This is a genomic window from Ensifer sp. Root127 (assembly GCF_001425225.1).
Classification (GTDB): domain Bacteria; phylum Pseudomonadota; class Alphaproteobacteria; order Rhizobiales; family Rhizobiaceae; genus Ensifer; species Ensifer canadensis.
Window position 1 is genome coordinate 260,128 of the sequence record NZ_LMDX01000001.1, and the last position, 23,550, is coordinate 283,677.

The window sequence follows — 23,550 nt, forward strand, 5'->3', positions numbered from 1 at the left end:
CTGCGACCGCCGTCCCCTGCCCGGACACCGTCGGCATCCAAGGGCAATAGGGGATGGCAGGCCGTCTTCATCGCTTCACTTCCCAGGTCGTCAGGCGCTCGCCAGTCGCCGGGTCCTTGCCGTCTTTCAACTGGATGCCCTGGGCGAGCAGATCGTCACGGATTCTGTCGGCCGCAGCGAAATCCTTGGCCTTCAGCAATTCGAGACGTGCCCTGACGCGGCCATCGACTTCGTGCACGACGGCCTCGTCGAGTTCGACCGCCTGCGGCACGATGCCGAGCAGCGACGCGCTGGCGGCAAAGCTGCCCCTCAGGCTTGGATCGCTGGCGGTCTTCTGCGCCAGCGCATGCAGCGCCTGAACCGCCGCCACCGTGTTCAGGTCGTCGGACAGCGCCGTAACGATGGCCGGATCGACCTCGCCCTTGGCGTCGCCCGGCACCGGCCATTTCGACAGCAGATGCTCGGCCTCCTCCAGGCGCTTGATCGAGAAATCGATCGGCTCGCGGTAGTGGGTCATCAGCATGGCAAGGCGCAGCACGTCGCCCGGCCACTTCCGGCCGCCGAATTTTTCGGTGTGCAGCAATTCGTAGATGGTGACGAAGTTGCCTTCGGACTTCGACATCTTGCGGCCTTCGACCTGCAGGAAGCCGTTGTGCATCCAGACATTCGCCATCACATCCGTGCCGTGAGCGCAACGCGACTGGGCAATCTCGTTCTCGTGGTGCGGGAAGATGAGATCGAGCCCGCCGCCGTGGATATCGAAGACCTCGCCCAGATAACGCCCGCTCATGGCCGAGCACTCGATGTGCCAGCCCGGACGCCCCCTGCCCCATGGGCTTTCCCAGCCCGGTTCGTTGTCGGCCGAGAGTTTCCAGAGCACGAAATCGCCCGGGTGTTTCTTGTGCACCTCGACGGCGACGCGGGCACCGGCCTGCTGCTCGTCGAGATTGCGCTTGGAAAGCTGCCCGTAATCCGGCATCGATCTGGTATCGAACAGCACCTCGCCACCGGCCTTGTAGGCATGGCCCTTGGCAATCAGCTTGTCGATGATGTCGATCATCTGCGGAATATTGTCGGTGGCGCGCGGCTCGACATCAGGATCAAGGCAGCCGAGCGACTTGGCGTCTTCGAGGAACTGCGTCTCGGTCTTCTCGGTCACATGCCGGATCGCCTCGTTCAGCGGCAGGCCGGGATAGTCGCGCAGGGCCCGCGCGTTGATCTTGTCGTCGACGTCGGTGATGTTGCGAACATAGGTCACCCTCTGCGGCCCATAGACATGGCGCAGCAGCCGGAACAGGATATCGAAAACGATGACCGGACGCGCATTGCCGATATGGGCATAGTCGTAGACGGTCGGGCCGCAGACATACATGCGGACATTGTCAGGATCGATCGGCCGGAAATCGACCTTCTCCCGCGTCAGCGTGTTGTACAGCTTAAGTGTCGGCACTCCGCCCATTCCAAATCTCCAATACGCATGCGACCGTCAGAAATACGGCGCCCGGGAGGCCCGCACGTTTGTCATCTTGGATTTCGGGAGACGAAAACGGCCAGGCCAGCGAAGCGCTAGCGAATAATCTTCCGGCAGATAATGCAGGTAACCGTTTTCATGGCCACACTTATCGCGCGTCGCATGGCGCCGGTCAAGTGGTGAGCCGCATGCGAAGCACAGCCAACTATCCAAGCTGAGGCATGGTCATGGATTTGTCACGATTTGGCTTATCTGGGATCGCCACGCGGGAAAGAGATTCGCGGTGCAGCTTGGCCCTGCGCCACGGTTCCTGTCTCCGGAGAAAATGAGGAGGAGCGTCGTTGTCGCCTACAGCGCCGCGCGTCTTATCGGACGCGCCAAGGTCGCTGTAGCCCTTTGAATTGCTGCATGTTCTTATCCTTGAATCGGATACGATTTAAGGAAACATGCAGTAGGCAAGCGAGAACGAGGCGTTTCCGGTCCAGGAAAAGCATCAAGGAGTGCATGCACGTGAAGACTGCCAAGACCACCGACATCGCCAAGACACCCGCCGATCTGGTTCAACAGTACCGTCCGCTTGGTCTCAAGGCCGTGCTGGCCGCTGCCCTGCAGGTGAAGGCAAAGCCCACCGCCAAGCTGAAGAAGCAGACGGCCTAAGTACCCATGAGATTCAGAATAGGGACATCTGCCCGTCGTCGGGCTTGTCCCCGTTCTTGTCGTCCTTCACGGGCGCTTTCGGCACCAGTTGCGGGATGACCGCCTCCTGGATATCGGCCCCCGCATTCGCCACCTTGTTGACCTTGTCGGATACAGGGATCGCTTCGAAATAATCCTCCGACGCCGGCACCATCAGATCGAGGACGTCGCGCGGCTCCTGCGTCTTGCAATCCAGCCAGCGGGCGAAATCTTCCGGCTGGATCACCACCGGCATGCGGTCATGTATGGGGGCAATCGCGGGATTGGCGCTGGTGGTGAGCACTGCAGCAGTGTCGACTTCGGAGCCATCGGCGGAAGACCAGGTCTCCATCAGGCCGGCAAAGGCGACGATGCCCCCTTTTCGAGGACGGATCCAATAGGCCTGCGACGCCTCGCCGCTGCCCTTTGCGGGGCGATGCCATTCATAGAAGCCGGATGCCGGGACGAGAACGCGCCGATGGCGCATCGCGGCGCGAAACGATGCCTTTTCGATCGCCGTCTCGGCACGGGCATTGATCAGCAGCGGAAAGTCCCTGGGGTCCTTGACCCAGCCGGGCGTGAAGCCCCAGCGAACGAGAAGGGCCTTGCGCTCCGGCAGATTGCTGCCCGGCCCGGCGCGATCCGCGGCGACCACGACGATGATCGGCTGCGTCGGCGCAATATTGAAGCGCACCGGAAAGTCGTCGCTTTCCAGCAGGCCGAACAGCTCCATCAATTCTTCCGGGGTCGCCGTCAGCGCAAAACGTCCGCACATGACATGGATGTGGCACTTCACGTAGGATGGGTCAACGATACCGATCGAAATTGATTCCATCATGCCGAAACAGCCCGAACTCGCCTCCTCCGTCATTCTCGAACGCGATGGCCGCTACTTGCTTGTGCGGCGCGCCAATCCGCCGTCGGCCGACATGTACGCTTTTCCCGGCGGCCGGGCCGAGCCGGGAGAGACGCCGGAGCAGACGGCCCTGCGCGAATTGCAGGAAGAGACCGGCATTTGTGCCGACAACCCCGTGCTGTTTGAAACCTACGATCTGCCGGGCAAAGAATCCGAGGGTCGGCATTTCTTCCTCTCCGTCTTCAAGGCGCAGGCGGACGCGAAGGCTGTCGCTGTTGCCAGCGACGACGCAGCCGGCCTCGGATGGTTCACGCCGGACAAGATCTTTGCGCTTCCCATTCCCGACAGTGTTCGCGAATGCGTGGAAAAACTGGCCGCCCAGGCTGCAGCCAACGCAAAGACGGGCGGATGCCTTGAAACAGCCGTCGATTCGGACTTGAAGGGATGATGACATTCGGCCCGACCATCATCCGCCTGACTGTGACAACACTGCTGCTTGCCACGGCGACGGCCGCTGCGTCGCAGAAGACGGCTGCACCTCCGCAGGACAAGACGCAGACGCAAGCGCCCGCACCTGCTGTCGTCGAGGAGAAGCCGACACCCTATGACCAACGGCTGATTCGCCTCGCCGAGGTGCTTGGATCGGTCCATTATCTGCGCAATCTCTGCGTAAAAGAGCCCGAGGATGTCTGGCGGCGCTCGATGCAGCAGCTGATCGACAAGGAAACGGCCAACGAGGAAAAAAGGCGCGAGCGGATGACCGCCGCCTTCAACCGGGGGTATCGCACCTTTGCCTCTGTCTACACGACCTGCACGCAGCCGGCGATCGTCGCGGAACAGCGATATCGTGCCGAAGGAGCAACACTTGCGTCAGAAATCGTCGCTCGCTTTGGAAATTAGCAATAAATTAACCTCTTTTCTCACGACCCCGTGTCGTTTCGGGAAAAGGCTGCTAAGTTCGTTAAGAGAGTGGTAAGAAGTGACAACCGGGTCACAGTCGTTCAGTTGGGGTTCAGCCGGACGACGTTAAAGTGAGCCACTTGCAGCAATGGAAGTCGCATGGAACGAATGATGGAACCAAGCCTGACCGACATCGATGACATGATCGTCCACGAGAAAATGCAGGCAGCGCTGGAACACCAGAACGAGGCCTGGGCGGACGGCATGGCTGATGGCATCGAGCCAGAAATCATCGCCGATGCGGCCATCGCTCTAGCCATGCGGGAAACCGTTCGGCTTCATGGTGAAGAAGGTGCGGAAGCGATGCTCAATTCGCTTCGCGAGCGCATGCTCGCCGGTGAATTTTCGCCCCAACGCTCGCTTCAGTAATATCAGGACTGCCCTTATGAGCCGGAACCATGCCAACCGGACCTCTCCGGTTCGCCTTGTTACGCTGCTTCTGGCCGGTGTCGCTCTCTGCGTTCCGGTTATGATGTCGCCCGCATTCGCGCTCAGCGAATTGCAGGAAGCGCCCAACGCAGTCGCAAGCGACCAGAATACTCCTCCTCCGCCAGCCGAACCTGTGGACGACGAACCGGATCAGGAAGAAAAGCTCCCGCTCGAAATCCCGATGCCGGACCCGCTGATCAAAAAGACGGTTACCATAACGAAGGAAGATCAGGCCGCCGAAGAGCCGAAGACGGTCGAACCCGTAGAAGTGCTCAGCGACGTCTCCAAGATACCGGCGCCTGTGGCGCGCATGCGCGAGTTGATCGTCGAGGCGGCTGCCTCCGGCGATATCGAGCGGCTGCGGCCCCTGCTCGGCAAAGGCCCGACCCAGACCCAGGTCACTGGCGTCAGCGCCGATGAAGATCCGATCGCGATCCTGAAAAGCCTGTCGGGCGACCAGGATGGCGTCGAGATCCTGGCAATCCTGCTCGACGTTCTTTCGACCAGCTTCGTCCAGGTCGACAAAGGTACGCCACAGGAAGCCTATGTCTGGCCCTATTTCGCCGAAAAGCCGCTGGCCTCGCTGACCGCCCCTGAGAAAGTCGACCTCTTCCGGCTGGTGACGGCAGGCGATTTCGCGGACATGGAAGAATTCGGCAGTTACAACTTCTATCGTGTCGGCATCATGCCCGACGGGAAGTGGAAATTTTTCATCGCCGGCGACTAGAGCACTTCATCTTTAAACAGAAGCATTCTGCCGGAAGGAATTTCGGCCAGGACCAAGGCGGCTGGCAAAGAGCGCAGCAGAAGCTGCGGTCGAGACGGCCGCCGCCGGTAATGGCCGAAATTCATCCGGCCCTTAGGGTTGGCTGAAAACGGCCGCCCACTGTGTCGGATGGCTTGCCCGATGGATCCGCATCGCTCAGCGCCATCCTTCGTGTGGAACGGCCGTTTTGAGCCAACAGAATTGCTTCCGTTTAAAGATGAAGTGCTCTAAGCGCCGGCGATACGCTTGCCGTTCATCCCTGAACATCCTACCTGTTCGGCAATGTGAACAGGAATCGAGCCATGCCCAGAGTTCGCCTCGACGACCGCGCGATCGTCTCCGTTTCCGGCAAGGATGCGGAAGATCTTCTCCAGGGGTTGATCACCACCGATCTCGATGCCCTCGCCCCTGACGAGGCGAGGCCAGGCGCGCTGCTGACGCCGCAGGGCAAGATCCTGTTCGATTTCATGATTTCCCGCGACGGCGACGGCTTCAGGCTGGAAACGACTGCGGATCAGGCCGAAGCGCTTCTGAAGCGGCTGACCATGTACAAGCTGCGCTCGGCGGTGACCCTGTCGCTCGACACCTCCACACCCACTGTCATTGCCTTCGACGAGCCGCTGGCCGAGGGATTTCGCGACCACCGCTTCGAGAAGGCCGGCGCCACCGTTTTCCGCTTCTATGGTGAGAGCGAAGCGGACTCAGCCTCTAATGCCGACCTCGACCAACTCCGGATCGTCTCCGGCATTGCCGTTTCCGGCCCCGATTATGCGCTGCAGGACGCCTTCCCGCATGATGTGCTAATGGACAAGAATGGTGCGCTCTCCTTCCGCAAGGGCTGCTATGTCGGTCAGGAAGTGGTTTCGCGCATGCAGCACCGCGGCACGCAGCGCCGTCGCGTCGTAATCGTCGCCGGTGCATCGGCGCTCCCGCCGACCGGCACAGCGATAACGGCAGACGGCAAGTCGATCGGCACGCTCGGCACAGTGCGTGGCACTTCGGCCCTCGCGATCGTGCGCATCGATAAGGCCGGCGAAGCGATGGCCAACGGCGTCGACCTGCTCGCGGGCGACGTGACTGTGACGTTGACCCTGCCGGAATGGACCGGGCTTGCCTTCCCAACCACCGCCGACGAGGCAAGCGCGTGACCTCGGCACGCGCCTGGCAGCGCATGCTCTCCGGCCGGCGGCTCGACCTGCTCGACCCGTCACCGCTCGATGTCGAGATCACCGACATCGCCCACGGTCTTGCCCGCGTTGCCCGGTGGAACGGCCAGACGGCCGGGGACCACGCCTTCTCCGTCGCCCAGCACAGCCTCATCGTCGAGGACATCTTTCGCCGGAGCTACAAGTGCAACGCCGACGACTGCCTGATGGCGCTGCTGCATGACGCCCCGGAGTATGTGATCGGCGATATGATCTCCCCCTTCAAGGCCGTGGTCGGCGGCGGCTACAAGCTGGTCGAAAAGAGGCTGGAAAGCGCCATTCACCTGCGCTTCGGTCTGCCTGCCCATTGCGCCAAGGATCTGAAGGACCGGATCAAGAAGGCAGATCATATTGCCGCCTATTTCGAGGCGACTGCGCTTGCCGGCTTTTCGACCGAGGAGGCGCGAAAGTTCTTCGGGCAGCCGCGCGGCATCACCCGCGACAGCCTGCTGATCGCCCCCCTGCCGGCCATAGAGGCCCAGCGTCTGTTTACCGAGCGTTTTGCCACGCTCGAGGCGGAACGCGCCGCTGCGAAGGTGGATGCCTGAGATGCCCCAGATCGTCGTATCGCCGCTTGCCCGCATCGCCGAGATGGCTGTGCGCCACGGCTGCACCGAGATGCTGAGCCTGGTCGCCAAGGGCCAGGACTTCCACCGTCCGGCCGTCATTGCCAAGGCGCGGCACCTGACGCTGGGAATGAACGATATCAGCTTCGCCGGTACCGGTGGGCTCATCGCTCCGCAGGAAGAGCACGTCCAGCAGATCGTCGCCTTCGCCAAGGGCTGGGACCGTTCGCGGCCGATGCTCGTTCATTGCTGGATGGGCGTTTCGAGGTCGCCGGCCGCTGCCCTTATCGCCGCCCTTGCGGTGGAGCCTGAGCAGGACGACCGAGAACTGGTCGAGCGGCTGCGGTTCGCCTCTCCCTATGCGACGCCGAATACGCGGCTTGTCGAAATCGGCGACACTGTCTTGTCGCGCGGCGGGCGGCTGGTCGCTGCCGTACGCTCGATCGGCCGCGGTGCGGACACGGACGGCAATGTTCCCTTCGTGCTGCCGCTTGTAGCCGAGGGAGCCAATGTTGGCGACTGAGATGCGGGCCGTCACCGTCGAAATCGGTCTCAACGCGGCCATCGTTGCCGTCGTCAGCCGCAGCCCGCGCATCCTGGCCGTCAACGAGGCGGATGGCGACGCGAGGGACAGCCTGCCCTTCGGCCCCTTCGACCCTGCTCTTCACCGCACCTTCGAGACCAGTCTGCGCGACCGCGTGGAAAAACGCACGGCGCTCAAGCTCGGCTATATCGAGCAGCTCTACACCTTCGGCGACCGCGGACGGCAGCGCCTGCCGGGCGAAGAAGGCAAGCACATGGTCTCGGTCGGCTATCTCGCCCTGACGCGAACCGATACCGAGAACACCGAGCGGTTGGCCGAGGCCGGCGCGCACTGGCGCGACTGGTACGGCTACCTGCCGTGGGAGGATTGGCGGCAGGGCCGCCCTGCCATCCTCGACCAGCTGATTTTGCCCGCGCTCTCGCGGTGGGAGCTTGCCACATCAGACGACGAGCGCATGGCGCCAAGCGCGCAGCGGCGCGCACGCATCCGGCTTGCCTTCGGCCTCGACGATTTCCCCTGGGACGAGGAACGGGTGCTGGAGCGTTACGAGTTGCTCTACGAGGCCGGTCTCGTGCGCGAAGCGGTGATTGACGGCCGCAGCCGGGAGCAGGACAACGCTGCCGCCGGGCAGGCCATGCGCCACGACCACCGCCGCATCGTCGCAACGGCGATCGCCCGCCTGCGCGGCAAGATCAAATATCGGCCGGTCATTTTCGAACTGATGCCGCCCGAATTCACCCTCACCGATCTGCAGGCAACGGTAGAGGCCATTTCCGGCCGCCACCTGCACAAGCAGAATTTTCGGCGTCTGGTCGAAGGTGCGGAGCTGGTCGAGCCGACCGGCATGACGCTGGCGTCGACCGGCGGCAGGCCTGCGGCGCTGTTCCGCTTCCGCCGGCAAATCCTCGACGAACGGCCCGCACCCGGCCTCAAGGTGGGCGGCCGCTCATCCTCCGCATGAAACGCGCAGGCAGAAACGACTGGGGATTTATGCTGGCGATGACATCGTTGCGGCGGGTTTAATGTGCGGACTGCATCTAACACTTCGGCCAATGCGCGCTACATTCGTTCAATTGGATATGGTGCCGGCTCTGTGGCCGGCTAGAGCGCTTCCGGTTGAAACGGAGTCAAAGAAGCACTCTACCTCTTTGTTTTAACGCATTTCCGAACGGAAAATCGCTCCGCACTTTTTCTGGAAATGCTTTAGGGAAGAACACATGCTGCTTGCGCTTGCGCTGCTCACCAGCCTCCTGACGGACCAGCCTCTCCTGCCGAACCCGCAGGGGAACAAGGCGATCCCCGACTATTTCAAGAACAACCAGATGGGCCGCGGCCAGGTGACGATCTGCAACCTCAACGGCCAGGACATGCGAGGGCAGTTCAAGATCTGTCGCTATGACTGCGGCACGGAGATCACCATCGACAAACGCGTCGTCTGCCCCTTCATCATGCAGCGCTAGCGTCGGCCTCAACTGCGCCGACGGCCACTAAACAACTCCTTAAACCGGAATCGATTCAGGGCCCTATGCGGCGCGCTTCAAGCATTATCGCGGCGCTTACGCGTCGGAGCGCCTCAGTGCTTGATCGCTACGTCCAGACCGATGTCGAGCGTCGGAGCGGCCATGGTGATCTTGGAGGTCGAGATATAGTCGACGCCGGTCTCGGCGATGGCACGTACCGTGTCGATCCTGACGTTGCCGGAAGCTTCCAGGCGCGTGCGCCGCGGGTCTGCGGCATAGGCCTCGTCGCCAAGCTGCCAATGGGCGGCGTTGATGGCGACGGCTTCGCGCAGGCGCACCGGTCCCATATTGTCGAGCAGGATGACGTCCGGTGCCGCAGTCAGCGCCTCGCGCATCTGGTCGAGGCCATCGACCTCGATCTCGATCTTGACCAGATGACCGCAATAGGCGCGCGCCGCATGGACGGCGCCGGCAACGCCGCCGGAGACGGCGATGTGATTGTCCTTGATCAGCACGGCGTCGTCGAGGCCATAGCGATGATTGGAGCCACCGCCGAGACGCACGGCGTATTTCTCCAGCGCGCGCAGGCCAGGGATCGTCTTGCGGGTGCAGCAGACCTTTGCGCGCGTGTGGGCAATCTCGTCGGCAAATTTCGCGGTGTAGGTGGCAATGCCCGAGAGATGCATGAGGAAGTTCAGGCCAACGCGCTCGGCCGACAGAAGCCCGCGGGCGCGACCAGAGATGCGGGCAATCGCCGTTCCCGGTGTCACACGATCTCCGTCCGAAACCAGAGCCTCGAAGACGATGGACGGATCGACGAAGCGGAACGCTGTCCGCGCCAGCTCAAGCCCGGCAATCACCCCGGGATCGCGGGCGTTCATGCCAGCCGTTGCCGACAGTTCCGGCCCGATCGTCGACAGGGTGGTGATGTCGCCGGCGCGACCGAGATCTTCGAGCAAGGCGGCACGCACCTGATCCTCGACCATGAGGGCGGGCAGTTCGGGGCGAAGGGCTGCAGTCATCTGGTCGTTGGTCCTGTCTCTATTCTCAAGTGACTATTGCGCGCCATGCTCAGGCCGTTTCGGCTTCCGCGACGTCGGCCGCCAGACGGTTCGCTTCCGCAAGCGTCAGGTAGGTTCTGCGCCGCCATTCCGGCTGTTCCGTCGGGCAATCGGCGCGGTAGTGGCCACCACGGCTCTCGGTGCGGCGAAGGGCGCCGACGGCGATCAGCTTGGCGGTGGTGATGATGTTGGTGAAGCGCATGCGGGTGTTGTCGCGCTCGAGCGCCGAAATTTCGCGGATCGCCCGCAACAGGCTTTCGCGCGTGCGCACCACGCCGACGCAGTCGCTCATCAGGCTGCGCAGGATCGTGAGCTGCGGGCTGTCTTCGACCGTGACCGGGTCGTCGTTTTCGCCGGCATTGTCGCCCCATTGGGTAAGCTGCGGCGTCGGCAGGGTGCCCTTGATGTTTTCGGCGATGCGGGCGGCAAAAACCACCGCTTCCAGCAGCGAATTGGAGGCCAGCCGATTGGCGCCGTGCACGCCGGTCGACGTCACTTCGCCGGCTGCCCAAAGACCGTCGATCGAGGTGCGGCCCTCAGCATCCGTCAGCACGCCGCCCATGTGGTAGTGCACCGCCGGTACGACCGGGATCGGCTGCGTCACCGGATCGATGCCGGCACCGATGCACGAGGCATAGACTGTCGGGAACATGTCCGGGAAATGCTTGCCGACCGCCTTGGTGCAATCGAGAAAGGCGCCGCGACCGGCCTGGACCTCGGCGAACACGCCGCGCGAGACGATGTCGCGTGGGGCAAGCTCGCCGTCCGGGTGAATGTCAAGCATGAAGCGATGCCCGGCCGAGTTGATAAGCTGGGCGCCGTCGCCACGCAACGCCTCGGTCGCAAGCGGCGCCGGGTCTTTGCCAATGTTGATCGCCGTCGGGTGAAACTGGACGAATTCCGGATCGGCGATGATCGCCCCTGCCCGCGCCGCCATGCCGAGACCCTGGCCGCAAGCTTCCCAAGGGTTGGTTGTCACCGCATAGAGGTGGCCGATGCCACCGGAACACAGAACCACGGCCCGCGCCGGAAACGAAACGCGCTTCTTCGCCTGGCCGGCATCCGGCCGGGCGATGACGCCGGAGATGAAGCGGCCTTCGCGCACCAGCTCTTCGACCACATAGCCTTCGATGATGCGGATCGACGGGGTGTTGCGCACAGCCGTGATCAGCGCTTCCATGATCGCCTTGCCGGCCATGTCGCCCTTGACGCGCACGATGCGGCGTTCGGAGTGGGCAGCTTCGCGCGACAGGATCAACTTGCCTTCGAGATCGCGGTCGAAGGGTACGCCATATTCCAGCAGATCGTGAATGCGCGCGGGACCTTCGGCCACCATCATGCGCGTCATCTTCTCGTCGACGATGCCGGCCCCCGCCGTCAACGTGTCGGCGACGTGTTTCTCGAAAGTGTCGCCCGGGCTCATCGCCGCAGCGATCCCCCCTTGCGCCCAGGCCGACGAGGCGCCGTGGCCGATCGGTGCGGCGGCGAGAATGGTTACCGGCCGGGGGCTGAGCTTCAGCGCGCAGAAGAGGCCGGCAAGGCCGCCGCCGACGATGACGATATCGTCAATCCCGTTGAAGGATTGCGGACGGAAATGATCTCTCAGCATGGTGCGGCTCTCCTCCAGCGCATGCTTGTATGCCGGGCCCTTCGCCCGGCAGGTGTTATTGCTTGAGGTTGACCATGCGTTCGACTGCAAGGCGCGCCCGATCGGCGATCGCCGGATCGACCAGAACCTCTTCCGTCATGGTGAGCAGGCTGTCGAGAATCTTCGGCAGCGTGATGCGCTTCATGTGCGGACAGAGATTGCAGGGCTTGATGAACTCGACGCCTTCGATCTCGGCCTGGATGTTCGATGCCATCGAGCATTCGGTGACGAGCAGGACCTTCGACGGCCGGTGGTCTTTGACGTAGTTGATCATGCCCGATGTCGAGCCGGCGAAATCGCAAACGGCAATCACATCCGGATGGCATTCGGGATGGCCGATGATCTCGATGCCCGGATTGGCTTCCTTGTAGGCCAGCAGTTCGGCGGCGGTGAAGCGCTCATGCACCTCGCAGTGGCCCTTCCAGGTCAGGATCTTCTTGTTGGTCTGGCGTGCGACGTTCATGGCCAGATATTCGTCCGGGATGCACAGCACCGTGTCCGATGCGAAGCTCTCAACGACCGCAAGCACGTTCGACGAGGTGCAGCAGATATCCGTCTCGGCCTTCACGTCGGCGGAGGTGTTGACGTAGGTGACGACGGGAACGCCGGGGTAACGCTGCTTCAGCAACCGTACATCCGCGCCGGTAATCGATTCCGACAGCGAGCAGCCGGCCTTTCCATCAGGGATCAGCACGGTCTTTTCCGGGCTCAACAGTTTGGAGGTCTCCGCCATGAAGTGAACGCCGCATTGGATGATGATCTCGGCATCGACCTTGCTGGCGTCGCGCGCCAACTGCAGCGAGTCCCCGACGATATCGGCGACGCAATGGAAGATATCGGGCGTCTGGTAGTTATGCGCGAGGATGACGGCGTTGCGCTCTTTCTTCAGCCGGTTGATGGCGTGAACGTAAGGCGCATAGACCGGCCACTCGATCGCCGGAATGAAATCCTTCACCTTCTCGTAAAGATGCTCCGTCTCGCGCGCGACTGCGGGTGTGAAAGCAAGCTCGGGTCTTTCGATGACGCCGAAGCGCTGGGCGGCGCTTACAAGAACCGGGTTCGCCACGGCCTGCGTGCGGGTGTCAAGGCGCGTCATCGAGATCTCCTCTCCGCCCCTCTCCTGGGCGGCTCTTCAATTATGCTCAAAATGAGCATAATTGAACCAAAACAAAAGCGGCAAAGCCGCATGGATTGATTTAGAAAGTTTTGTGACAGAATTCAAGAACGGAACGTCGCATTTTGCGACGCCCCGTTCACGGATTTCTTCAGGCCATGGCAGGCCGGGGAACGGCTTTCTCCTCGATCGGCCAATGAACGACGGCCGCAAACAGGCCGAGCGCCACGCCTAGCCACCATACCGGATCATAGGAGCCGAAGCGGTCATAGAGGTATCCGCCCATCCACACGCCCAGGAACGAACCCACCTGGTGCGAGAGAAAGACGATGCCGCCGAGCAGGCCGAGATGGCGTGTCCCGAACATGATGGCAACGAGCGCGTTTGTCGGCGGCACGGTCGAAAGCCAGAGCAAGCCCATGACGATTGCAAAGACAATGACCGAGGTCGGCGATTGCGGCAGCAGCAGGAAGGCGGTGACCGCGACCGACCGGGCAATGTAGATCAGCGCCAGGAAATAGGGCTTGGAATAATGTTGGCCGATGAAGCCGGCCGACAGCGAGCCGATGATGTTGAAGAACCCGATCAGCGCCAGCGCGATTACCGCATAGCGGGCGTCGATGCCGATGTCGCCGATATAAGCAGGGAAATGCGCGGTGATGAAGGCCACCTGGTAGCCGCAGACGAAGAAACCGGAGACCAGTAGCAGGTAGCTCTTGTGGCCGAGCGCTTCCTTCAGCGCCTGACCGATCGACTGCTTGTACTGCGCTTCCGTCTGCCGGCCGGAGGAAGCGTTTCCACGCAACGGAATGGCGAACAACGGCACCAGCAACATCAACACCCCGAGATAGACAAGGCTGTCCGACCAGCCATAGGCGGAGATCAGCCCCTGGCTCAGAGGCGCGAACAGAAACATGCCGGCGGACCCTGCCGCCGTGCAGATGCCGAAGGCCATGGAGCGCTGGTGCGGCGTGACGTTGCGGGCGAATGCGGAGAGCAGAATGCCGAACGAACCGGAGCCGACAGCCATGCCGATCAAGACGCCGCCACCGATGTGCAACCAGATCGCCGCATTGGCGTGGGCCATGATGAACAGGCCGGAGGCGTAGAGAAGCCCCGACATGGTCAGCACGCGCCAGGTGCCGAACTTGTCGGCGATCGCGCCGAAGAAGGGCTGGCTCAGCCCCCAGCAGAGGTTCTGCAACGCCATTGCCAGACCGAAGGTCGTGCGGTCCCAACCGGTCTCGGCAAGCATCGGCAGTTGGAAGAAGCCCATCGCCGAGCGAGGACCGAAGGTGAGCATCGCAACGAGCGAGCCGGCGACAATAATCAGCCAAGGCATTTCCTGGCGAACGCTCGACGGCGCGGATGCTCCCGAAATGGCGGACATGGGTTTTCTCCTGATGACGAAGCGCGACCCTACGCGGACGCTAAAATAGATAAAAGCCAATTAAATTGACGACGCGATCACCGGAATTGATGAGGCCGGAAGCCACTCATCGGACATGCTGAAACCGCTGGCGAAACAGTCGTGGCGTCATACCCTTCTGGACCCTGAACTGCCGGTTGAAATTGGCGATCGAGCGATAGCCGACCGCCTCGGCCACATGAGCGATGGATTTTCCGGAGCCGGATAGAAGCGCGCAGGCCTCGCCGATCCTCAGCCGCATCAGATACTCCGAGATCGGCATGTCGAGATGGCGCAGGAACAGGCGGTGCAGGCCCGAGAGACTGAGGGCGGCAATATCCGCAAGCTCGTCCATCGAAGGGCTTTCGGCATAGGTGAGGTGGATGTGATCGAGCACGCGGTCGAGGCGACCACGATCGACGGCCCTGCCCGAGGGCGCGACGACCCGGTTAGACAATGGCGTTACATGCTCGTCCCGCGCAAGGATCGTCAGCAGCGCAAGGACATCCGGCAACCGCTCTTCAGGCTCGAGCGTACGCAGGCGCTCGAACAGCGGCCGAACGCGACGGGCTGCTCCTTGCGAGAATTGCAGGCCGGGCGCGGAGCGATCGAACATTGCCCGCACGCCACCGAGCTCGACAAAGCCGTCCTGCATCCGCTCCACCCATTCCGGGTGGAACCAGAGTACCAGCGCCACATGGGGCGCCCCCTCATCGACCTTGGACGCGGAATGCCATGTGTGCGGCAGGTTCGACCCGACCAGCACGAGATCGCCATCATCATAGGTGCCGATGTGGTCGCCGACGAAACGCTGGCCGCGCGAGTTCAGCGTAAGGGTCAGCTCGAATTCCGGATGGTGATGCCACTGAAACGGGATGCAATCGTCAAGCCGTCGGTCGAGAAGGATGGAGGATGCTTCCGTGGGCCTTGGGATCTTCTGCAGAACGGCCTTCATATTGCGCTCATCTGGATCATGACGCCAGATTAGTACCAATCTTTGCCGTACGAAGGCAACATGCCAGCCACGGAACGCCTAATCTGCCTGCATCGACAGAAAGACGCAGATGCACAGGAGGCCTTGCGCATGCTCAGAGACAGCCACCCCACAGCCGCCGCCGAAACCCAACTGAAGGACATCAAGAAGCGCCTTCCGTTGCGCGTGCTCTCGGAGGAGGACTGGCAGCACTGGATCACCAAGGGTTACGTGATCGTCCGGCAGGCCGTGCCGGCAGCCAATGTCGAGCGGCTCGTCGAACTGCTCTGGCGCTTCGACGAGAAGGATCCAGCCGACCCTTCGACCTGGTACGCGCCGCAGCGCCGCGAACACAAGATGAAGGAACTCAACAACACCGGCATGCTGGAGATCTACAATCACCAATATCTCTGGGACAATCGCCAGGAACCGCGCATCTATGGTGCCTTCGTCGATATCTGGGACCGGGAGGATCTTTGGGTGACGATCGACCGCGCCAACCTCAACCCGCCGAAAAGGGTCAAGGGAAATCCCAACGGTTTCATTCATTGGGACGTCGACACCTCGATCCGTCCGCTGCCGATCGGCGTCCAGGGCGTGCTCAGCCTGCAGAAGCAGGATGGCGATGTCGGCGGCTTTCAGTGTGTTCCTGAGCTGTTTGAAAACTTCGCCACCTGGGAAAAGACCCAACCGGCGGACAGAGACCCCATGCACCCCGACATGTCAGGCCTTTCGACCGTCAATATCGAGATGGAGGCAGGTGACCTGATGATTTTCAACAGCCTGCTTGCCCACGGCGTCCGGCCCAACCATTCCGATGGCAGGGTTCGCATGGCACAGTACATCTCCATGCATCCAGCCAAGTGGAACAACAGAGCCGAACGCGAAGAACGCGTGCGGCTCTGGCGGGAGCTCGACCATCCGAAGCGCGACGCCTTTCCGGGCGATCCGCGCGAATGGGAAAAGCACAACGCCACGCCCGCCAACCTCTCGGACCTCGGGGCAAAGCTGCTCGGCGTAACGCCCTGGTTCTGAGGCGGAGATCGTAGGTGGCTTCCGCCGGTTCAGGAAGCGCGCACCTTCATCGGCCAGCGCTCCCGGCGCCGGTCGACAATCCGCGCCTCGTCGCCGAGCTTCAAGGTTCCTTCGCCGCGCGGCACGACGTTCCAACCGAACAGCACGCCCGCCACGCGGCGGTCGGCCGACATGCGCTTTTCGGCGAGGCCCTGGATCGGATTGCCGCCGATGCGTTCGCCGGTGATCTGGTCCTGGGTGGTCATGATGCAGCGGGCGCAGGGTTTGACGAAATCGAAGCGGATGCCGCCGATCTCCAGGCTCTCCCAGAAATCCTCGTCCCAGGCCTCATCGCAATCGAGCAGGATGTTGGTGCGGAACCGGTCCATGCCGACGGGCTCCTGCCCCTTCTCCGCAAGTGTACGGTTCAGATCGGCAAGCGAGCCTGTGGTGGTGATCAGCACCGGAAAGCCATCAGCAAAACCGACGGGTGCTGCCGTGCCGGCCCACTCGGCACCGACGAAACGCTCCGCCGAAGCATCCATATGGGCAAGCTTGACGGGCCGGCCGAACCAGCCCGACAGCGTCTCGTTTGTTGCATCGTCGGCCACTGCCGCATCGACGTCGCTTGCCCAGACGCGCACGTCGAGCCGCTGGTCAGGATCGAAGCGCACGATGAGTGCCTTGTCGCCCATCTTCAGCTGCACGCCGCCATCAATGTGGTTTGCCTCGACCTGTGCCAGCGTCTGCAGCTCGCGCTGGGTGATGAAACGCCCATCCGGCTCCACCAGCATGAAACGGCGGTCGCCCTCGAAACCATCGAGATTGACGGTGACCGTCTCAAGCGGGATCGCCCGGCCGCTCTTCAGCGGATGAATGTTCAGTCCGGTCACCTTCATCGAAAACGCTCCACGTTGAGAAACAGATTCAGGCCGTTCGCGATCTGATTCACAGGACGGCGGTAATGGATTGAAAGGCTTAGATTTCATCCAGCATCATGGCAAGCACATCGCGCAGCCGTTGCTGGCGTTCGAGCGCCAGCCTGCGACCGGTAGCCGTCTGAAATCCATCGGCCAGCTTGAACAGCTTGGTCTCGAAATGGTCAATGGCAAAGGCCTTGTCGTCGAGCTCTCGATCCTCTGCCAGCGGATCGAGCGGATCGTAAAGGCCGCTGCCCATGCGCCCGGCGATGTAGAAGCAGCGGGCAGCGCCGACCATGCCGATCGCATCCAGTCGGTCTGCATCCTGCAGGATCTTCGCCTCGATCGTCTCGGGCGTGATGCTGGCCGAAAAGCTGTGGGTGAGAATTGCATGGGCGACGGACGATATGGCTTCAGCCGACCAGCCGAGATCGCGCAGGATGTCGGCGGCTTTTTCAGCCGCAAGCCTTGAGGCCTGCGTGCGATGCGGCGAGTTCTTTTCGACAGAAACGCAATCGTGCAGCAACACGGCTGCGGAGAGCACGCGTTCGTCACCACCCTCTTCGGCATGGATGCGGGCGGCGTTCTTCCAGACCCGGATCAGGTGGGATGCATCATGCGAACCGTCATCTGCCGCAAAAGCATGCGGCAGGAGAACGGCGGCGAGATCAGCATGCGGCGCGAATGCCGCCGCCAATGCAAAATTACGAGTCATGGCATCAACCTATTGCGGCTGTGTCGGCGCAGCAGACGACTGCCGCGTCACGCCGACGCCCGAAAGGATCTTCTGGTAGAACAGCCCGATGCCGATCAAAACGCCGCCGAGCCCGATGAAGGAGAGCGCGCGCAGGAAGCCCTCGAGATTGGACATGTCGATCAGGAAGACCTTCAGAACGGCAATGAAGACCAGCACGGCCGAGGCGATGCGAATGCTCTTGGCATTGAAGCGCGAGCCGAACACCAAAAGCAGCACGCCGAGCACCAGCCAGACGACCGAATAGGTGTAGGTCTCACCCTGCAGGAAGCCTTTCCAGTCCACGATGTTCTCCCCCTGCCAGAGGCGCCGGACGGAAAGCGTTGCCCATGCAAAAGCGAGGATCGCGCCACTGACGGCGAGCGCCATGACGTAGGGCAATGGTCGTTTGCCGCGCGCATACCAGGCAAGGCCCGCATAACCGATGCCCGGCAGGAGATAGCCGATCAAAAGCAGATCGAAGAACGGGATGGCCCCCAAGAGTTCGCCGCTGAAATACGGATTGAGCCCGAAGAGATGCGCTGAGAGAACCGAGAGCATCGAGAACACGCCAAGCCCCATGCCGCCGTAGCGGAAGACAGGGCTTGGTGACTTCATGTCCAGCGTCATGAACACACCCGAGGCACCGATCGCCAGCAACGTGTAGATCGACTGCTCGCCAAGCGTCGGTACGGCGCTGTCGAGCACGCCACCGTTCATGGCATGGCGAACGAGGATCGCCAGCGTCAACAGCACGAAGAGGCTCGCCAGGGCCTGCAGCAGGTTGCGCACACGCACATCCGGCCAGGATCGGACGAGATAGGCAGAGGCGACAAGCAAGAGCGCGGGAATGCCGTAGCCCGGCAACAGCGCATTGAACACCGGCGTGGTGCCGAGGTTTTCAGCGCCGACGATCGTCGGCTCCCAGGCGATACGGCCAAGAACGACGATCGCCGCTGCGCCGGTCATCCAGGGCAGGATTGGCCAGGTCCGAACACGGGTCGCGCCGGCATAGGCAGTCCCAAGCAGCGCAATCGCCAGGGTGGTGACGAGGCCATCGGTCCAGGCATGCAAGGCGATCACGAAGAGCGCAAAGGAGCCGGTAACCAGAAGGCTCGAGGCGATATCCACGCCCTCTGCTTCGCCGTCACGGCGATAGAGCCAATCGGCAAGCGCCAGCAGACCACCACCGACAACGAGCGCGAAAAGGCCGTGCGGCAGATCGAAGGTGTAGTTGCCGGTCATCAGGAATGACATCGTGGTCAGAGCAACCGGAACGACGGCGGCAATGCCGGCCCACAGGATAGCGAACTGCGGGTGTTCGCGCAGGCGGCGGGTGAGCACGAATGCGCCGAACAGCACGAACAGCGTTGCCAGCAGCAAGGCCGTCAGCGTCGCGGTTCGGCTGGGCAGAACGATCTCCGGCGCAACACCGGCAAGCGAAGAGTCGAGATAGGCAAGGACGCCGCTCAGCGCCGTCAGGCTGCCGATGCCGACGATCGCGCCGAGGGCAGACAGCAGGGCCGGATAGACGGCATTCGTCCGCCATGCGCCGAGTGCGGCCAGGGCCGCGACCACGACGAAGAACTCCTTGACGGGATATTCCACGGCGCTGACGGCCGGGCTGATGAAGATCAGAGCGAGCACGGTCGCGGCAATGGCCGCGGAAACGCTGATGGCGGCATAGGCCGGCGTGAAGAGCTTCTCCCACGGGCCGGCAACCGCAATCGGGCGGTTCGTCGGCTCAGGCAACGGCTCACTGGGCGCATCGGTGTCCATCGCACCCGGCCAGACCAGCCCGACACCCAGGATCATCACCAGCAGCGCAAAGGCGACCGGCAGCGCGTCGAAGGGCGATACCGCGGTGACATAGGCAAGCCCCCAGAGCCCGATGCCGACATTGGCGAGCGTCGGCACGACCATCCAGCGCCGCAACCGCGACGCCAATAAGGTCGCGAGCCACACGACCGACAGGAAGCCGAAGAGAACCCAGGGGCGCGGCTCATCGCTCGATACCAGCAACGGTGTGATCAGCGAGGCAAGCAAGCCGAGGCCGGCCAGCGCCTGCCCATGCAGCAACGACAGGCCGACGGTTGCGAGCGAAATCATCGCCAGCAGCACGAAGGCCGTCGCCGTGCCGATGAAGCCATAGATGTCATAAGCCGCATAGGCGACCCCGAACAACGTGACGGCACCGGCGGCAGTGAGGATGCCGGGGATCATCGCATTCTGGAATTCGTTGGCGATAACGGGCACGGCGCGACGGCGAATGACCTCGCCAGCCGCAGCCAGCAGCAAACCGAAGAGTGCGGCCAGCGTCAGCCGGACGGCAGGGCTCAGAAGACCGGCGTCGATCGAATACTTGACCATGAAGACGCCACCGAGCGCCAGTGCGATGCCGCCGACCCAGACGGCCCAGCGGGCACCGAGACGGCTTTCCAGGCTTTCCACCTGCCGGGATGGCGCTGCATCGACGGAGGTCGCCTCGACGCTCGCGGCCACGGCTTCGTCGGATGCGGTTTCGGGCTCGGTCGGTTCGGCATTGCCGAAGATCCTTGCGCCTTCGCGAGCGCTCGCCGAGAGCCCATCGACGCCTTCATCATCGTCGGTCACCGCATCGGCGGAGCGTTCAGAAAGCGCTGCCGCCTGCTCCGACGCGATATCGCCTTCCGGCGCTGTGAGCCCGGCCGCAGCCGTCAATCGCGCGATCTCCTTCTTGAGCGCGGCGACTTCGCTGTCCAACCGTTCTGCTGTCTTCCTGCCGCCGAAAAAGGCGGAGAGCGCCAGAACAAAAGCGACTAAGGCAATAACTTCAATCATGTTTTCCCCTGGCGGCAATATTCGCAGGCCGATCGCGACCATACAGAGTTTTGCACGACCGCCAAAGGCATAGACGGTTGAGAGCCCCAATCTCTTCGCGGAAATGTATAAGTTTCATTCACGTGATGCGCCGGCGTCGCGACAGCCGAGCAGCTATGAGGCACAGCCAACGGCATCCCACTCACGTATGCGACTTCCGCCGGCGCCCATGTGAGCGCCGACGATCGTTGCAGCGTCGGGGAAAGGGCGACTGCTATCGGCGCAGATTGTCGATCGGGAAGATCACGCAGGTTTCCGTCCCGTGCGCCAGAAGCTTGCCACCAGCATCACGCAGCCAGGCCTCCGACGTGGCGATGGTGCGGCCACGGTGGACGATCTTGCCTTCGCAGAAGACTTCGCCCATGCCGGGCAGCAAGGGCCGCACCAGGTTTACCTTGAATTCGACAGTGGTGTAGGCCTCGCCGGGCTTCATCATCGTGAACACTGCGCATCCCAGCGCCGAATCCATCACCGTCGCCGTCCAGCCGCCATGCACGGTTCCAAGCGGGTTCAGATGCTCCTCGGTCGGCAGCCCCTTGAAGACCACCCGCCCCTCCTCGACCTCGGTCAGGCCAAACTTGAGCGTTGCCGACATCGGCGGCGCCGGCAGGTCGCCCTTCAAAAGATCCTGCATGACCTTGAGGCCGCCGTCGCGCGCAACGCGATCCAGCGGAAGCACGCCGATGCCGGATACAGGCATGCCGGGGAAAAGTTCTTGAAACATGCAAACTCCCTTGAGGTGTGACAGCCTCTTTCACACGCCCGATCGGACGCGCGGCGCTGTCGATCACGCGGCTGAAGAAGAAGGCCTCAATGCCTTGAGCGCCGCATTGACGAAACCATCGCGCGCGGACGAAACCTTGAGGCCGCGTGGCTCATAGACATGGCGGTTGAGAAAGAAGGCCGTCAGGCGGAAGGCGGCGGCAAGGCTGTCATAGTCGGCCGCACTTCGCGCTTCGACGGCGAGAAACTCCGGCAGCGCGAGCATGCGGTCGGCATAGGGCATGCCGGCTGCGCGGCAGACGGCCCGGCCCGACTTCGGCGACACGAAGGCCAGGTCTTCGCGCGTTCCGGTCGCCACGCATTCGGTCAGATCAAGCCCGAAACCAAGATCGTTCAAAACGGCAAGTTCGAAGCGCACGAACAGTTCACCGGCATCGGCCGGATCCTCGAGGTGATCGACGATGACGGCCAGCGCCTCATAGAGATGCGGATGCGGATCGCGCTCCGGCAGCAGGCGTAAAAGCGCGCCCAGCGCCTGGATGCCATAGACTGACGTGGCCGCCTCCATCAGCCGCGCCGCCCGGAGTTCGAGCGGCTCGATGCGGAACTCGCCCATATGCTCATCGAGCCGCGCGCGCCAGGTCAATTCGACGGTATTTCCCGGCTGAAGGACGGGCTGCATGGTGCGCGAACGGCCGGACCGCACCATGCCAAGATGCCGGCCCCGCGACGCAGTCATGACTTCGGCGATGGCCGAGCTTTCGCCGTGCCGCCTGATCCCGAGAATGATGGCCTGATCGCTCCATTGCATGAAAAAGGCATACACCCGCGATGGAAAGCGGATCAAGCGATGATGCCAGTCTGGCATCGCGATCTAGCGCTTTCACGCAGACCTCCGCACTGTCGCCTTTCGGTGACACTCACCAATTGCCTCAATTCCGTCGCGCTCTTGCCTCCCCGAGGCCATGTTTGGCATTAGAACGGCCGTACACGGCGGCAACGTCCGCTCCCTCCCGAAATGCAATCAGCAGGAATATTGACCCGATTATGTGTGTGTCCCGGAACAGCGCCGGCCGCTTGGCGCAGCTCTTCGCCCTCCTTCTTGCCACGTCCACGCTCGCAGGCTGCGTGACCAGCGGCGGACCGGCGAAGCCGAAGGGACCCGATCCCTACTATGTCGCGATGTATGGACCGAAGCCGGACGAAAAGTTTCCGCTCGACGCCATCGATATCAGGAAGGTCGATACGCGCTATCTGCGCCAGCAGGTTGCCTATGCGACCCATGAGCCGCCCGGCACCATCGTGATCGACACGCAGAATCGCTTCCTCTACCTGGTCCAGGACGGCGGCATGGCGATGCGCTACGGTATCGGGGTCGGCAAGGCCGGCCTGGAATTCGAAGGCGAAGCCCGTATCGGCCGCAAGGCCGAATGGCCGCGCTGGACGCCCACCTCCAGCATGGTCGCGCGCGAACCCGAACGCTACGGCCCGCTTGCCGGCGGCATGGAACCGGGCGTGCGCAACCCGCTTGGGCCGCGCGCGCTCTACCTTTTCCAGGGCGACCGCGACACGCTGTTCCGCATCCACGGAACCACCGAGGCCTGGTCGATCGGCAAGGCGGTATCGAGCGGCTGCATCCGGCTCTTCAACCCTGATATCATCGATCTCTACAGCCGCGTGCCGAAGGATTCGCGCGTCGTCGTGCTGCAGGCGGAAGCGCCGATGAATGAGACGCTCGCGCCAATGTCGACGCCGGCAAACGCCGGCGAGCCGTTCGCCTACTAATCCCGCTGCCGGGCGCCTACCAGGCGTCCGGCGTGCGCAGCATGTGCACAATGTTGGCCGGGTTCATGATCCAGCCGCCGCGAAAGCCTTCGCCGAGATCCTCGACCGCATCGCAGCGCACCACGCCTTTTTCGGCAAGCCCGCCGAGTGCGGCCTCATGGTCGTCGGTGAAGAGTTCGAGCCACACCTCCGCCTGGCTGTAATTCGGCGCCTCGTCGATCCAAAGCCTGTTAGGACCGAGGATAAAACCCTTGGCCGGCGCCTTCTCGTCGAAAGGCTCGAGACCGACCGTGTCGCGGTAGAAGGCGACGACCGCCTCATATTGGTGCGACGGCACCTTCATAGCGATGTTGATACCACCCGTAATCGTCATCGTGTGA

Annotated in this window: 25 protein-coding genes; 12 read left to right on the plus strand and 13 right to left on the minus strand. The window is 62.6% G+C overall.

Annotated features, from left to right (window positions below):
* Positions 1–67 precede the first annotated feature (67 nt).
* Positions 68–1,459 (minus strand): cysteine--tRNA ligase, encoded by a 1,392-nt coding sequence (gene cysS, locus ASD03_RS01230; protein ID WP_025426421.1) that lies wholly within the window; start codon positions 1,457–1,459, stop codon positions 68–70.
* A gap of 522 nt (positions 1,460–1,981) precedes the next feature.
* Between cysS and ASD03_RS39625 the strand changes: the two genes are divergently transcribed.
* A complete protein-coding gene (locus ASD03_RS39625) occupies positions 1,982–2,128 on the plus strand; it encodes a hypothetical protein (RefSeq protein ID WP_162174732.1) in 147 nt (48 codons plus the stop codon).
* A gap of 13 nt (positions 2,129–2,141) precedes the next feature.
* On the opposite strand, the gene ASD03_RS01235 is transcribed toward ASD03_RS39625, so the two are convergent.
* Entirely contained in the window at positions 2,142–2,921 is a 780-nt protein-coding gene (locus ASD03_RS01235; RefSeq protein ID WP_038576820.1) for an SOS response-associated peptidase, read from the minus strand.
* A gap of 58 nt (positions 2,922–2,979) precedes the next feature.
* Between ASD03_RS01235 and ASD03_RS01240 the strand changes: the two genes are divergently transcribed.
* From ASD03_RS01240 to ASD03_RS01280, 9 genes are all read left to right on the plus strand, one after another.
* Positions 2,980–3,450 (plus strand): NUDIX domain-containing protein, encoded by a 471-nt coding sequence (locus tag ASD03_RS01240; RefSeq protein WP_025426419.1) that lies wholly within the window; start codon positions 2,980–2,982, stop codon positions 3,448–3,450.
* Positions 3,450–3,902: a TIGR02301 family protein gene (locus ASD03_RS01245; protein WP_025426418.1), complete on the plus strand. Its 453-nt coding sequence runs from the start codon at positions 3,450–3,452 to the stop codon at positions 3,900–3,902. Before ASD03_RS01240 ends, ASD03_RS01245 begins: the two co-directional genes overlap by 1 nt.
* 159 nt (positions 3,903–4,061) lie before the next feature.
* Positions 4,062–4,331, plus strand: coding sequence for a hypothetical protein (locus ASD03_RS01250; RefSeq protein ID WP_025426417.1), 270 nt, complete (start codon positions 4,062–4,064; stop codon positions 4,329–4,331).
* Between the two features lie 16 nt (positions 4,332–4,347).
* On the plus strand, positions 4,348–5,118 hold the full coding sequence (locus ASD03_RS01255) for a hypothetical protein (protein WP_025426416.1): 771 nt from the start codon (positions 4,348–4,350) through the stop codon (positions 5,116–5,118).
* A gap of 341 nt (positions 5,119–5,459) precedes the next feature.
* Positions 5,460–6,305 carry a folate-binding protein YgfZ gene (locus ASD03_RS01260; protein WP_025426415.1) on the plus strand — a complete coding sequence of 282 codons (846 nt, stop codon included), beginning with the start codon at positions 5,460–5,462 and terminating at the stop codon, positions 6,303–6,305.
* Complete coding sequence (locus ASD03_RS01265) at positions 6,302–6,910, plus strand: HD family hydrolase (protein ID WP_025426414.1); 609 nt, start codon at positions 6,302–6,304, stop codon at positions 6,908–6,910. The genes ASD03_RS01260 and ASD03_RS01265 overlap by 4 nt, the downstream gene beginning before the upstream one ends.
* A gap of 1 nt (position 6,911) precedes the next feature.
* Entirely contained in the window at positions 6,912–7,451 is a 540-nt protein-coding gene (locus ASD03_RS01270; RefSeq protein WP_025426413.1) for a tyrosine phosphatase family protein, read from the plus strand.
* A 1-nt stretch (position 7,452) separates the two neighbouring features.
* Entirely contained in the window at positions 7,453–8,433 is a 981-nt protein-coding gene (locus ASD03_RS01275; RefSeq protein WP_107028447.1) for an NAD regulator, read from the plus strand.
* A 256-nt stretch (positions 8,434–8,689) separates the two neighbouring features.
* Positions 8,690–8,932 carry a hypothetical protein gene (locus tag ASD03_RS01280; protein ID WP_025426411.1) on the plus strand — a complete coding sequence of 81 codons (243 nt, stop codon included), beginning with the start codon at positions 8,690–8,692 and terminating at the stop codon, positions 8,930–8,932.
* A 113-nt stretch (positions 8,933–9,045) separates the two neighbouring features.
* Here the strand turns inward: ASD03_RS01280 and nadC are convergent, their stop codons facing one another.
* The 5 genes from nadC to ASD03_RS01305 form a co-directional block, all read right to left on the minus strand.
* Positions 9,046–9,954, minus strand: coding sequence for a carboxylating nicotinate-nucleotide diphosphorylase (gene nadC / locus ASD03_RS01285; RefSeq protein WP_025426410.1), 909 nt, complete (start codon positions 9,952–9,954; stop codon positions 9,046–9,048).
* Positions 9,955–10,003: 49 nt separating this feature from the next.
* Positions 10,004–11,602 (minus strand): L-aspartate oxidase, encoded by a 1,599-nt coding sequence (locus ASD03_RS01290; protein ID WP_025426409.1) that lies wholly within the window; start codon positions 11,600–11,602, stop codon positions 10,004–10,006.
* A 55-nt stretch (positions 11,603–11,657) separates the two neighbouring features.
* Positions 11,658–12,737 carry a quinolinate synthase NadA gene (gene nadA / locus ASD03_RS01295; protein WP_025426408.1) on the minus strand — a complete coding sequence of 360 codons (1,080 nt, stop codon included), beginning with the start codon at positions 12,735–12,737 and terminating at the stop codon, positions 11,658–11,660.
* Between the two features lie 169 nt (positions 12,738–12,906).
* The gene (locus ASD03_RS01300; RefSeq protein WP_025426407.1) at positions 12,907–14,145 is read right to left on the minus strand and encodes an MFS transporter; all 1,239 of its coding nucleotides are present in this window, start codon (positions 14,143–14,145) and stop codon (positions 12,907–12,909) included.
* Positions 14,146–14,251: 106 nt separating this feature from the next.
* On the minus strand, positions 14,252–15,118 hold the full coding sequence (locus tag ASD03_RS01305) for an AraC family transcriptional regulator (RefSeq protein WP_025426406.1): 867 nt from the start codon (positions 15,116–15,118) through the stop codon (positions 14,252–14,254).
* A gap of 129 nt (positions 15,119–15,247) precedes the next feature.
* On the opposite strand from ASD03_RS01305, the gene ASD03_RS01310 reads away from it, so the two are divergent.
* Positions 15,248–16,171, plus strand: coding sequence for a phytanoyl-CoA dioxygenase family protein (locus ASD03_RS01310; RefSeq protein ID WP_038576814.1), 924 nt, complete (start codon positions 15,248–15,250; stop codon positions 16,169–16,171).
* A 29-nt stretch (positions 16,172–16,200) separates the two neighbouring features.
* Here ASD03_RS01310 and ASD03_RS01315 read toward each other — a convergent pair whose 3' ends face one another.
* From ASD03_RS01315 to recO, 5 genes are all read right to left on the minus strand, one after another.
* Positions 16,201–17,049: an MOSC domain-containing protein gene (locus ASD03_RS01315; RefSeq protein ID WP_025426404.1), complete on the minus strand. Its 849-nt coding sequence runs from the start codon at positions 17,047–17,049 to the stop codon at positions 16,201–16,203.
* Between the two features lie 79 nt (positions 17,050–17,128).
* A complete protein-coding gene (locus ASD03_RS01320; protein ID WP_025426403.1) occupies positions 17,129–17,785 on the minus strand; it encodes an HD domain-containing protein in 657 nt (218 codons plus the stop codon).
* 9 nt (positions 17,786–17,794) lie between these two features.
* Positions 17,795–20,623 (minus strand): DUF2339 domain-containing protein, encoded by a 2,829-nt coding sequence (locus tag ASD03_RS01325; RefSeq protein WP_057212549.1) that lies wholly within the window; start codon positions 20,621–20,623, stop codon positions 17,795–17,797.
* A gap of 253 nt (positions 20,624–20,876) precedes the next feature.
* Complete coding sequence (locus ASD03_RS01330; RefSeq protein WP_025426401.1) at positions 20,877–21,386, minus strand: PaaI family thioesterase; 510 nt, start codon at positions 21,384–21,386, stop codon at positions 20,877–20,879.
* Between the two features lie 63 nt (positions 21,387–21,449).
* Positions 21,450–22,196, minus strand: a complete 747-nt coding sequence (gene recO / locus ASD03_RS01335; RefSeq protein ID WP_038576811.1) for a DNA repair protein RecO — start codon at positions 22,194–22,196, stop codon at positions 21,450–21,452.
* Between the two features lie 236 nt (positions 22,197–22,432).
* Between recO and ASD03_RS01340 the strand changes: the two genes are divergently transcribed.
* A complete protein-coding gene (locus ASD03_RS01340) occupies positions 22,433–23,170 on the plus strand; it encodes a L,D-transpeptidase (RefSeq protein ID WP_025426399.1) in 738 nt (245 codons plus the stop codon).
* Positions 23,171–23,186: 16 nt separating this feature from the next.
* Here ASD03_RS01340 and ASD03_RS01345 read toward each other — a convergent pair whose 3' ends face one another.
* Positions 23,187–23,543: a glyoxalase/bleomycin resistance/dioxygenase family protein gene (locus tag ASD03_RS01345; RefSeq protein ID WP_025426398.1), complete on the minus strand. Its 357-nt coding sequence runs from the start codon at positions 23,541–23,543 to the stop codon at positions 23,187–23,189.
* Between the last annotated feature and the right edge of the window lie 7 nt (positions 23,544–23,550).